General features: G+C 62.3%; 10 protein-coding genes. 6 read left to right on the top strand and 4 right to left on the bottom strand.

All coding sequences use genetic code 11. The features are described from left to right. Window position 1: 1 nt before the first annotated feature. The 3 genes from sdhD to NHH88_10450 all read right to left on the bottom strand — a co-directional run bounded on the left by sdhD (window position 2) and on the right by NHH88_10450 (window position 1,925). Window positions 2-367 carry a succinate dehydrogenase, hydrophobic membrane anchor protein gene (sdhD, locus tag NHH88_10460; GenBank protein ID USX16173.1) on the bottom strand — a complete coding sequence of 122 codons (366 nt, stop codon included), beginning with the start codon at window positions 365-367 and terminating at the stop codon, window positions 2-4. A 1-nt stretch (window position 368) separates the two neighbouring features. Then, complete coding sequence (sdhC, locus tag NHH88_10455; GenBank protein ID USX16172.1) at window positions 369-791, bottom strand: succinate dehydrogenase, cytochrome b556 subunit; 423 nt, start codon at window positions 789-791, stop codon at window positions 369-371. Window positions 792-1,061: 270 nt separating this feature from the next. Continuing rightward, entirely contained in the window at window positions 1,062-1,925 is an 864-nt protein-coding gene (locus tag NHH88_10450; GenBank protein USX16171.1) for a GntR family transcriptional regulator, read from the bottom strand. A gap of 234 nt (window positions 1,926-2,159) precedes the next feature. On the opposite strand from NHH88_10450, the gene NHH88_10445 reads away from it, so the two are divergent. The 5 genes from NHH88_10445 (at window position 2,160) to NHH88_10425 (ending at window position 9,901) form a co-directional block, all read left to right on the top strand. Then, the gene (locus tag NHH88_10445) at window positions 2,160-3,149 is read left to right on the top strand and encodes a malate dehydrogenase (GenBank protein ID USX16170.1); all 990 of its coding nucleotides are present in this window, start codon (window positions 2,160-2,162) and stop codon (window positions 3,147-3,149) included. Window positions 3,150-3,307: 158 nt separating this feature from the next. After that, window positions 3,308-4,306, top strand: coding sequence for an aldolase/citrate lyase family protein (locus NHH88_10440; GenBank protein ID USX16169.1), 999 nt, complete (start codon window positions 3,308-3,310; stop codon window positions 4,304-4,306). After that, complete coding sequence (locus NHH88_10435; protein USX16168.1) at window positions 4,306-4,824, top strand: hypothetical protein; 519 nt, start codon at window positions 4,306-4,308, stop codon at window positions 4,822-4,824. The genes NHH88_10440 and NHH88_10435 overlap by 1 nt, the downstream gene beginning before the upstream one ends. Window positions 4,825-4,928: 104 nt before the next feature. Beyond that, window positions 4,929-7,637: an aconitate hydratase AcnA gene (gene acnA, locus NHH88_10430; protein ID USX16167.1), complete on the top strand. Its 2,709-nt coding sequence runs from the start codon at window positions 4,929-4,931 to the stop codon at window positions 7,635-7,637. 209 nt (window positions 7,638-7,846) lie between these two features. Further along, window positions 7,847-9,901, top strand: coding sequence for an alginate lyase family protein (locus tag NHH88_10425; GenBank protein ID USX16166.1), 2,055 nt, complete (start codon window positions 7,847-7,849; stop codon window positions 9,899-9,901). 67 nt (window positions 9,902-9,968) lie between these two features. Here NHH88_10425 and NHH88_10420 read toward each other — a convergent pair whose 3' ends face one another. Further along, window positions 9,969-10,760, bottom strand: coding sequence for a hypothetical protein (locus tag NHH88_10420; GenBank protein ID USX16165.1), 792 nt, complete (start codon window positions 10,758-10,760; stop codon window positions 9,969-9,971). A gap of 228 nt (window positions 10,761-10,988) precedes the next feature. Here NHH88_10420 and NHH88_10415 point away from each other — a divergent pair, with 228 nt between their 5' ends. After that, window positions 10,989-12,260 (top strand): DUF2863 family protein, encoded by a 1,272-nt coding sequence (locus NHH88_10415; GenBank protein ID USX16164.1) that lies wholly within the window; start codon window positions 10,989-10,991, stop codon window positions 12,258-12,260. Window positions 12,261-12,269: the final 9 nt, after the last annotated feature.

The raw sequence follows: 12,269 nt of genomic DNA, 5'->3' as shown, positions 1-12,269 counted from the left end.
ATTACACACTCCAGAGTATCTGTACCGACCATACGGCACATGCGATCAACCACAGTACGGTGGCCATTTGCAGGGTCAGGCGGATGCCAACGTGTTTAACGTAGTCCATCCAGATGTCGCGCATGCCGACCCAGGCGTGATAGAACATGCCGAGCAGGGTCACGGCGGAAATCAATTTGAACCATTGCTGGGCGAACAACGCGGCCCAGCCTTCATAGGTGAAGTTCTGGCCGGTCAGGAAGGCGATCAGCAGGATGGCGGTGTAGAGCACCATGACGACGGCGGTCACGCGCTGCGCCAGCCAGTCTTTCATGCCGTAGTGCGCGCCCACGACCATGCGCTTCGGTCCGATGTTATTGTTAGCCATTTCAGAACACTCCAAACAGTTTCAGGGCGACCAGCGCGGTCAGGACCAGGCTGATGACCAGCACGGCGGCCGACGAATTACGCGCCGAATCCTTGTCCAGGCCGATGTGGGTGTCCATCACCAGGTGGCGTACGCCAGCGCAGAAGTGGTGGAAGTAGCCCCAGCACAGCGCCAGGATGACCAGCTTGACCAGCGGATAGGTGATGAAGCCTTGATAGTGCGCGAAGGAAATCTCGGAACGCAGGCTTTCTTGCAACAAATACAGCGTGAATGGCAGCAGCAAGCACATCAACGCGCCGCTGATGCGGTGCAGGATGGAGACGATGGCGGCCAGGGGCTGGCGATAGTTGAGCAATTCTGTAACATGGATATTACGGAATTCCCGCCGTTCTTTTTTAGGGACTTCCCTTACGGCTTCTGACATAACAAGACCTCCTCAGGCTTAAACAAAAATTGGTTAGACCGCGATTTTCGCCGATTTCCGCGCCGATAACCAATATCTATTGTTACATATAACTAAAATAGTGTTTTGCAACACAGTCCGGCGGCCGCTTTCCGCAGCTCAACGTATTATCAGCGCAACAATGCTACCGTGGTGTGACGCACGGTTTGTTGTACGCTACCTGACACGCTTTTCGCGCCCCAGGGTCTCCTTCTCCACCCGATGGGTTCGGTTTGAATCAGTTCAATTCACTCAGTTGAGTTCGTTATGATAGTGGTGGCGTTCAGTCAGATACTGTCCCCGGCGCAACTCCACCGGCTTGTCGCCATAGGTGAACGACACCCGCTCCGACGCCAGCAGCGGCGTGTCGATGGCGATGTGCAGCAGCGCGGCCACGCCGGCGTCGGCGCACACGGCGCGGATCTTTTCGGTCGCCCGGATCATGCGGGTGCCGAATTCGGACTCGAACAGCCCGTACATCGGGCCCTTGTATTCGACCAGCCGCTCGGCGGTCAATCCCTTGAACGTCACGCCGGGCAGCCACATTTCCTCGACGATGGTGGGCACGCTGTCGAACGATTGCACCCGCTTGATGAAGATGACGGCGTCGCCGGACTTCAGGTCGAGCAGGCGCGCCACGTCGGCGGGGGCGCGCATGCGCTTGACTTCGATGAACTTACTTTCAGGATAGTGCGGGACGCCCTCGTCGGGCAGCAGCTTGAGGAAGCGGAAATGGGCGCGCGCCTCGTGGTGGGTGGCGACGAAGGTGCCCTTGCCCTGCTTGCGCATGACCAGGTTCTCGGCGGCCAGCTCGTCAATGGCCTTGCGCACCGTGCCCTGGCTGACCTTGAAGCGGTTGGCCAGCTCGACCTCGCTGGGGATCAACTCGCCCGGCTTCCATTCCCCCGATTGCAGGCTCTGTGTTATCAGCGCCTTGATTTGCTGGTAAAGTGGGGAGAATGTCGGCGAACTGCCGGCCGGCAGGCCTGGCGCACCGGCCGCCCCTGTCGTGGAAGCGGCCGGCGACGATGTCGCCGAACCCGCCGACGATCCCGCTGCGCCACCGGCACTTGAGGCTGGGCTGCTGCTGTTCGGATTGGGCGGGACGGAATTCATAGACCGAGATTTCACCACAAATGACCACTTCCGTCCAGCAAAACCGGCAACAACTTATCTGTCTTATATAAGACATAAGATAGGATTGACAGAAGCTAGTTACACGCCTACACTCCGCAGCCATGCGCTTATATGCTGTGGATTTGCAGTATCATTAAGGTTTTCCCGGGCCGGCACGGGCCGGACTTAAGAACGCGGTCTAGAACACTTTCATTCCCACTTTGGAGATTCATCATGGCTAAAACCCCAATGCGTGTTGCTGTCACCGGCGCCGCCGGTCAAATCGGTTACGCTCTGCTGTTCCGCATCGCCAATGGCGACATGCTCGGCAAAGACCAGCCGGTCATCCTGCAACTGCTGGAAATCGCCGACGAAAAGGCACAGAAAGCCCTCAAGGGCGTCATGATGGAAATCGACGATTGCGCTTTCCCGCTGCTGACCGAGATGACCGCCCACTCCGACCCGATGACCGCCTTCAAGGATGTCGACGTCGCCGTGCTGGTCGGCGCCCGTCCACGCGGCCCGGGCATGGAACGCAAAGACCTGCTGGAAGCGAACGCCCAGATCTTCACCGTGCAAGGCAAGGCGCTGGACGCCGTCGCTTCGCGCAACGTTAAAGTGCTGGTCGTCGGCAACCCTGCCAACACCAACGCCTACATCGCCATGAAATCGGCGCCGTCGCTGCCGGCCAAGAACTTCACCGCCATGCTGCGCCTGGACCACAACCGCGCCCTGTCGCAAGTGGCCGCCAAGACCGGCACCGCCGTGAAAGACATCGAGAAGCTGACCGTGTGGGGCAACCACTCGCCAACGATGTACGCCGACTACCGTTTCGCCACCGTCAACGGCAAGGCCGTCAAGGACCTGATCAACGACCAGGAATGGAACGCCAACGTGTTCCTGCCAACCGTCGGCAAGCGCGGCGCCGCCATCATCGAAGCGCGCGGCCTGTCGTCGGCCGCATCGGCCGCCAACGCCGCCATCGACCACGTGCACGACTGGATGCTGGGCACCAACGGCAAGTGGACCACCATGGGCGTTCCTTCGGATGGTTCGTACGGCATCCCTGAAGGCACCATGTTCGGCTTCCCTGTCACCACCGAAAACGGCGAATACAAAATCGTCCAGGGCCTGGAAATCGACGCCTTCTCGCAAGAGCGCATCAACCTGACCCTGAAAGAACTGACCGAAGAGCGCGAAGGCGTCAAGCACCTGCTGCCGTAATCTTCTTCGTGCATTAAGTGGAACCGGTTAAACCACCGATCCGCCGCACCCGCCGCGCTGCCGAGAGCAGCGCGGCGTCTGTTCCGCCCTTGTCAGACATACCCGCCCTACCCAAGGCACCAGCCATTCAGCCAACCGCCATTCCAGACCACACCCGCATGCACCCATCCGAGGTTTTATTCCAGGGCAATCGCCAGCCGCTGCTGCTGCCGGCCTGCGACCACTACGCCGGCTCCGAAAAGCTGATGCGTAAATCGATCGCTCTGCAACAAGAACTTGGCCCGCTGTTCGATATCACGCTCGACTGCGAGGACGGCGCCAGCGCCGGCAACGAGGCCGCCCACGCGCGCCTGGTGGCCGAGCTGCTGAGCTCCGACGACAACAAATTCAACCGCATCGGCGCCCGCGTGCACGATGTCGGCAGCCCGTTCTTCGCCCAGGACGTCGAGATCATCTGCGCCGCCGCCCAGCACCTGGCCTACCTGGTGCTGCCGAAGGTTAACGGCGCGCAGGAAGTGATAGCCGCCATCGCGCTGATCAACCAGCACGCCGCCAAGGCCGGCCGCACAGATTTGCCGATCCACGTGCTGATCGAAACCCACGGCGCGCTGCGCCAGGCCTACGACATCGCCGCCATTCCACAGGTGCAGTGCCTGTCGTTCGGCATCATGGACTTCATTTCGTCGCACTACGGCGCCATTCCCGGCGCGGCCATGCGCACGCCGGGCCAGTTCACGCACCCGCTGGTGGTGCGCGCCAAACTGGAAATCTCGGCCGCCTGCCACGCGCACGGCAAGGTGCCGTCGCATAACGTCACCACCGAGATCAAGGACACGGCCGTCGCCGCCAACGACGCCCAGCGCGCCGCCGCCGAATTCGGCTACACGCGCATGTGGAGCATCCACCCGAACCAGATCAAGCCGATCATCAAGACCTTCACGCCGCGCCTCTCGGAAGTCAACGAGGCGGCCGCCATCCTGCTGGAGGCGGCGGCCGTGCAGTGGGGGCCGATCGCCCAGAACGGGCGCTTGCACGACCGCGCCAGCTACCGATATTATTGGACCGTTTTACAGCGCGCCAAACTGGCCGGGCTGACCTTGCCCGAGTCGGTGGCCGCGCTGATGAACCCCGCCGACCACCCACTGGAAACAAACTGATGTCGATCTCCAAACTATTCATGGCCTGCAGCCTCGCGCTGGCCTCGCTGTCCCTCGCCGCCGGCGCCCACGCCGCAGCGGAAACCACCAAAACCCCGGTCAAGAAGACCGTGAAAAAATCCACCAAAAAGGCCGCCAAGCCGGTGGAAGAAGCCGTGCCGAAGGCGCCCGACGAGGAAGCCGACGAGCCGGTCGTCACCGATTCGGCCGTTACCGAATTCGACTGCGAACTGGGCAACAAGATCACGATCTACGCCAACACCACCGACGAGGCGCACATCGCGCTGCGCTGGAAGAAGCGCCTGCACCGCCTGACGCGCGTGGGCACGACCACCGGCGCCCAGCGCTTCGAAAACAAATTGTACGGCCTGATCTGGATCGGCATTCCAGCCAAGGGCATGCTGCTCGATTCCAAACTGAACCGCCAGCTGGCCAACGAATGCCGCAACGCCGAGCAATTGAAGCCGGTCGTCACCTCCGACGCGGAGCCGACCAGCGTCAAGACCACGATCCAGTAACACGCATCTAGTAACACGCACGGTTCCAAAACGGGCGCGCCGCCACGGGCGCTTGCACAACGTAGTACTTCAACAAATAGACGATACCCACTGAAGGAGAGGTCATGTCCCGCAACACTCTGAACACGCTTAAGGATTTCAACATTTCGGGCAAGAAGGCGAAGTTCTATTCGCTGCCTGCACTGGAGAAGAGCCTGGGCGCCAAAATCTCCCGCCTGCCGGTATCGATCCGTGTTGTGCTGGAATCCGTGCTGCGCAACTGCGACGGTAAGAAAGTCACCGAAGAGCACATCAAGCAGCTGGCCAACTGGAGCCCGACCGGCGAGCGCACCGACGAGATCCCGTTCGTCGTCGCCCGCGTGGTGCTGCAGGACTTCACCGGCGTGCCGCTGCTGGCCGACCTGGCCGCGATGCGCAACGTCGCCTACAAAATGGGTATCAACGCCAAGAAAATCGAACCACTGGTCCCTGTCGACCTGGTGGTCGACCACTCGGTCACCATCGACCACTTCCGCGAGCCTGGCGCGCTGGACCTGAACATGAAGCTGGAATTCTCGCGTAACAACGAGCGCTACCAGTTCATGAAATGGGGCATGCAAGCGTTCGACACCTTCGGCGTGGTGCCGCCGGGCTTCGGCATCGTCCACCAGGTCAACCTGGAATACCTGGCGCGCGGCGTGCACAAAGACGCGGCCGGCGTGTACTACCCTGATTCGCTGGTCGGCACCGACTCGCACACCACCATGATCAACGGCATCGGCGTGGTCGGCTGGGGCGTGGGCGGCATCGAGGCGGAAGCCGGCATGCTGGGCCAGCCGGTCTACTTCCTGACCCCGGACGTCATCGGCGTCAACCTGACCGGCGTGCTGCGCGAAGGCTGCACCGCGACCGATCTGGTGCTGACCATCACCGAACTGCTGCGCAAGGAAAAAGTCGTCGGCAAGTTCGTCGAGTTCTTCGGCGAAGGCACCGAGACGCTGTCGGTCACCGACCGCGCCACCATCGCCAACATGGCGCCTGAATACGGCGCGACGATGGGCTTCTTCCCGGTCGACGACGCCACCATCGAATACTTCGAAGGCACCGGCCGCACCAAGGCGGAAATCGACGCCTTCGCCGCCTACTTCAAGGCGCAGGGCATGTACGGCGTATCGAAAGCCGGCGACATCGACTACACCCGCGTGGTAGAACTGAACCTGACGACCGTCACGCCATCGCTGGCCGGCCCTAAGCGTCCACAGGACCGTATCGAAATCGGCAACGTGAAAAACAACTTCACCGAACTGTTCTCGAAACCGACCACCGAAAACGGCTTCAACAAAAAGCCGGAAGACCTGACCAAGACCTACACCACCACCAACGGCGTGGACGTGAAGAACGGCGACGTGCTGATCGCCGCGATCACCTCGTGCACCAACACCTCGAACCCGAGCGTGCTGCTGGCCGCCGGCCTGCTGGCCAAGAAGGCCGTCGAAGCCGGCCTGACGGTCGCGCCGCACATCAAGTCGTCGCTGGCCCCTGGCTCGCGCGTGGTCACCGAGTACCTGACCGCCGCCGGCCTGCTGCCATACCTGGAGCAACTGGGCTTCGGCGTGACCGCCTACGGCTGCACCACCTGCATCGGTAACGCCGGCGACCTGACCCCGGAGCTGAACGCCGCCATCACCTCGAACGACATCGTCGCGTCGGCCGTGCTGTCCGGTAACCGTAACTTCGAAGCGCGGATCCACCCGAACATCCGTTCGAACTTCCTGGCCTCGCCACCGTTGGTCGTGGCCTACGCCATCGCCGGCAACATGACCGTCGACCTGATGACCCAGCCAGTCGGCAAGGGCACCAACGGCAAGGACGTGTACCTGGGCGACATCTGGCCGACTTCGAAAGAGATCGCCAAGCTGATGAAGTTCGCGATGAACTCGAAAGTGTTCAAGACCAACTACGCCGACGTCAAGGGCAACCCGGGCAAGCTGTGGGAGCACGTGTCGACCACCGAAGGCCAGGTGTACAACTGGCCGGCGTCGACCTACATCGCCGAGCCACCGTTCTTCGAAGGCTTCGAGATGACCCCGAAGGCGGTCGCCACCGGCATCGAAGGCGCGCGCGCCCTGGGCGTGTTCGGCGACTCGATCACCACCGACCACATCTCCCCTGCCGGCTCCATCAAGGAAGACGGTCCAGCGGGTAAATGGCTGCTGGCCAACGGCGTGCTGAAGGCGGACTTCAACTCCTACGGCTCGCGTCGCGGCAACCACGAGATCATGATGCGCGGCACCTTCGCCAACGTGCGTATCAAGAACAAGATGATCCCGCCAAAAGCGGACGGTTCGGCGGTCGAAGGCGGCATCACGATCCACCAGCCATCGGGCGAACAGCTGTCGATCTACGACGCGGCGATGAAGTATGTCGCCGAAGGCACCCCGACCATGGTGTTCGGCGGCGAAGAGTACGGCACCGGCTCGTCGCGCGACTGGGCGGCCAAAGGCACCCAGCTGCTGGGCGTGAAGGCCGTGATCGTGCGTTCGTTCGAACGTATCCACCGCTCCAACCTGGTCGGCATGGGCGTGCTGCCGCTGCAATTCATCGGCACCGACAGCGTCGAATCCTTGGGCATCACGGGCAAGGAAACCTACGACCTGAAGGGCCTGGAAGGCGAGATCAAGCCGCAACAGCTCGCAACGCTGGTCATCCACCGCGCCGACGGTTCGAGCCAGGAAGTCAAAGTGTTGTTGCGTATCGACACTCCAATCGAAGTCGATTACTACAAGCACGGCGGTATTCTGCCATTCGTGCTGCGTCAATTGCTGGCTGCGTAATCAAGCACTTAAACTAGTTTCATACACTAGCGTTCATCAAGAACACCCTGTCCGCTTCGGCGGCAGGGTGTTTTTTTTTCGTCCCGCACAATTGAAAACATTTCCCTATTGAAATTACTTGTCGCATAATCGGCTTCCCGATGGATGATTTTTAACATTTAAGCTCACTGAGCCGAAAGGTAAACATGTCGAAGAAGCCGGAAATTGCCTTGGAACGTAGAACTTTTTGTGCAGGCTCGCTCAGCTTGGCCGCCCTTGGCCCCCTGGCGCTGGCCGGTTGCGGCGGCGGCTCGGCCGACACCGCCGAACCAGCCGCCGGCGCGCCCCGCCTGCTGTCCGGCGGCACGGTTGTCGGCACCCAGGCCGCCCGCGTCTTCAAGCATCCCGGCCTGCTGCACACCGAGGCCGACTTCGACCGCATGCGCGCCAAGGTTGCCGCTGGCGCGCAACCTTGGATCGACGGCTGGAACAAGCTGCTCACCACCGGCCGCTCGCATCTGGGCAACAATCCGCGTCCGCTGACGACCGTGGTGCGCGGCGGCGACGGCCAGAACTTCGCCCAGCTGTACATCGACACCGCCCGCGCCTATCAGATCGCGGTACGGTGGAAAGTCACCAACGACGTCGCCTACGCCAACAAGGCGATCCAGTACCTGAACGAATGGTCGGCCGCGCTGACGAGCATCACCGGCAATGCCGACCGCTTCCTGGCGGCTGGCATCTACGGCTACCAGTTCGCCAACGCCGCCGAGATCATGCGCACCTACGAGGGCTGGGCGCCGGCCGACCTGGCCCGCTTCCAGAACATGATGCTGACGGTGTTCTATCCGATGAACCACCATTTCCTGACGGTTCACAACGGCGCCGACATCACCAACTACTGGGCCAACTGGGATCAATGCAATATGGCTTCTATCCTGGCCATCGGCGTGCTGTGCGACCGCCAGGACCTGTACGACGAGGCCATCAGCTACTACAAGACCGGCGCGGGCAACGGCGCCTCCAACCAGGCGGTGCGCTTCATCCATCCGGGCTATCTGGGCCAATGGCAGGAAAGCGCGCGCGACCAGGGCCACACCACCCTGGGCATCGGCCTGGCCGGCGTCTTTTGCGAGATGGCGTGGAACCAGGGCGACGACCTGTACGGCTACGACAACAACCGCTTCCTGGCCGGCGCCGAGTACGTGGCCAAGTCCAACCTCGCCGACGCCAACAATGACCTGTACTACACCGCCATGCCGTTCGATCCCTACACCAACAAGCATGGCACCGGCCTGGGGATCTCCCCCGCCGGCCTGCCGGCCACGCGGGTGGTGTGGGAAATGGTGCGCAACCACTACGTCAACCGGCTCGGCTTGGCCGCGCCCTACGTCACGATGATGACGAAAAAGATCGGACCCGAGGGCGATGGCGGCAACGGCGACCAGCTCGGCCTCGGCACCTTGACCTTCTCGCGCGATCCGATCGCCGCCGGCGCCGCGCCAAGCGGGCTGACCGCGCGCCTGGTCGGCGGCAAGGTCGAGCTGTCGTGGTGGGGTTCGGCCTACGCCACCGGCTACACGGTCAAGCGCGCCACCACGGTCGGCGGACCTTACACCACCGTGGCCAGCGGCATCAACGACCTGCTGACGTTCACCGACAGCGGCATGGCCCCCGGCGCCTATTATTATGTGGTCACGGCGGCCACGCCGAGCGGCGAAAGCGCGCCGTCCAACGAGGCAAAAGCGGACACGGCGCTGACCCTGCTGACCCGGGTGGGGGCGTTCAGCTTCAACGGCGTCGACGAGTACCTCGTCCTGCCGGTCGGCATCGCCTCCGGCCTGGCCGACTTCACCATCGCCGTCAAGGTGTACTGGAACGCGGCGCGCGACTGGGAACGGGTGTTCGACTTCGGCAACGGCATGCGGCAGTACCTGTTCCTGACGCCGCGCGCGGCACGCGGCGGCTTGTCGTTCACGATCTCCAACAACGGCGGCTACGGCAGCCAGACGGTGTCGACGCCAACGCCGCTGGCGACGGGACGGTGGGTGCATGTGGCGGTGACGTTGTCGGGCTCGACCGCCACCTTGTACGTCAACGGCGGCGCGGTCGGCACCAACACCGCCATGACGCGCGCCCCGTTCCGCCTCGATAGCACCGAGAGCAACTGGCTCGGCCGCTCGCAGTATCCGGCTGATCCCTACTTCAACGGCAAGGTGGACGACTTCCGCATCTACAACGGCGCCATGACGGCGGAACAGGTGGCCGCGCTGGCGGCCGCATAACCTTCCCGTGGGGCGGATTTCCGGGACACCGGAACCGCCCCAGGCCAACACTGGTCACCCGCTATCCTCATCTGACCTCGAAGACGAAGCTTCTCTCGACCACCAAGCCGGGATCGAGGGGGCCATCGGGGCGCTTGTATTGCGCAAGCGCGAACTCCCCCTTCTCTTTGAGATAAGCGAGCAGATAGTCCATATTGCGCATGTCCAGCCCGCCGCGTGGATTACCAGTATCCATTTTCACCCCATCCTGCCGCCACTTGATCGTCGCGTTCGCTGCGCTGAACTTCATCACGTACGTTCCCCATAACCGGTAACGTAAGGCCGCCGGTGGATATTGCGCGTGTGTGAACACCTCGGTGGCGACACCGACAAGATAAACGCACCCTTGAAACAGGGCGGCCGGCATGCGTTCCAGCTCACCATTGAAACCGTCCAGATCGGCGTCGGGGTCGGAGCGCGGAATGCACTGCTGCGGAAAGTAATTCCTGGCGTTGCTCTTGGCGAGCCACCACAGCGCCATTCCGTTGTCGCGCCCGGCCTTGGCGTAGCCGGTGATCAGACGCGGGATACCCGAGCCGTTGCCGGCCTCGTCTGCAAGCAAGTACAGCCGCGCGGCCTTGTCCCAGTTGGACGCCAAGCACAAGCCCTCGTCGTACATGGTGCCGGCCAACAGGAGCACGTCCCGCTGTTTCGCTTTCACGCCAACCTTGAGCGCGTCGACGGCTTCCTGGCAGCGTCCGGCGACGATCAAATGTCGAATCTGCGCGGTCGCGCCATCATCGGATTTAATATACTTGGGCGCGGCGCTTGCCGTTGCCGCAGCGAGCACGCAGATGATCAGTACGGTGCGCTTAAACATGCTTTCTCCACGAATCGACCACGAACCGGGCCGGGCACATGTTATCAGAACCGCAGCGGTCGTTGCCATCCGTATCGCCGGCGACCGGTCCCGCACTTGATTTCCCCCACCCTGTCCCGAACTAATAAGAGTTAGCTGAGCGAATCAACTACAATACGTGTCATAAGGGTTATCATCTGCATGACTGATCCGCTTTTTTCACTAATTTTATAAGACTCTTATTGCGCTATGCGTCGTCCATCTAAAGATTCATCCCATAAATTGTCTGTCGAAAGCCAGCGCCTCGTCACCTACGCCCAGGCGGTCGGTCAGGCGGCCAGCCGGCTTGAAGAGCGGTCGTGGGAACACAACCTCGATGCACAGCTCCAGAAACTCCTCAAGACCGGTCACCAGGACACCATCGACGCCACGCTCAACGCGCTGTTCAAGGAAGACTTGAACGCCTACGACGTGCTGATGGATGGCGTCGAAGCGGTCAGCGAATCGAGCAGCATCACCATCGACACCGCCGACGGCGTGGCCAAGCAATACGATGTGCTGCTGGTGGCCGCGCCCATCCTGGCGTGGACCCGCTTCTCGATCGCCTCGGGCGCGATTCCGGCCGACATCCTGCAAACCCTGTCGGCGCATTTCAGCGCCCACCTGCTGGCCGACGGCACGCGCATGGCAATGTCGCCGACCCTGTTCTCGATCGACCAGCTGCCGCGCAGCCATGTCGAGACCTACGGCAAGGTGCACAAGCTGGCCCAGGCCGCCATCAAGGGCACGGTGCTCAAAGCCGACACCAAGGTGCCGGAGACGGCGCCGTTCCTGGCCGACACGCGCTACCTGCTGGTGGCAGTGGTGGCACCGGCCGGCGCCCCGCTGTTCCGCTGGCAGATGCCTTCGAATCAAAGCAACTTCGCCAACGAGCGCGCCACCGCGCTGGAGCAATGGCGCGAGCAGGTCACGCCGACGGTCACCCGTCTGCTGCCGGGCTGCGGCATCGAGCTGCTGCTGCCGGAGGCCTACTACATGGCTTGCCGCGAGGCGGACAAGCTCATCCGTCCGGTGTCGATCCGCGCCGCCGTGCACTATCTGACGCATACCCTGGCGGTCGAACCGTCGGAGTTGCGCGCGGTCATCGCCGGCTTCGGCGAGGAAAACGCCGACGGCCAGATCGACGAGTACCGCGTGGCGTTCACGCAGCGCTCGACGCCGGATGTGATCTACGGCGTGGTGTGGCCGTTGTACGGACAGGAAGACGAGGAAGGCACGCCGCCGGAAGGTCCGCTGCAAGGCGGTCCGGGCGGTGTGGTGCAGAAGCCGGTGACGCCGGTGGAAGAGATCGTCGCGCACCTGAACGCGGCCGGCATCACGCAGGTCAAGAAACACGCCGAGCGCTATGTGGCCGAGTTCTGCGACGATTGCGGCGCGCCGTTGTTCGCCGACCCGGTCGGCGAATTGGCGCATGCCGAAATGCCGGAAGACGCGCCCAGCGGCACGGAGCATTTCCATTAATAAAAAAAG

The sequence above is a fragment of the Oxalobacteraceae bacterium OTU3CAMAD1 genome, from assembly GCA_024123915.1.
Taxonomy (GTDB): domain Bacteria; phylum Pseudomonadota; class Gammaproteobacteria; order Burkholderiales; family Burkholderiaceae_D; genus Rugamonas.
Note: the sequence above shows the minus strand (reverse complement) of the source record. Positions and strands in the feature narration are given on the sequence as shown.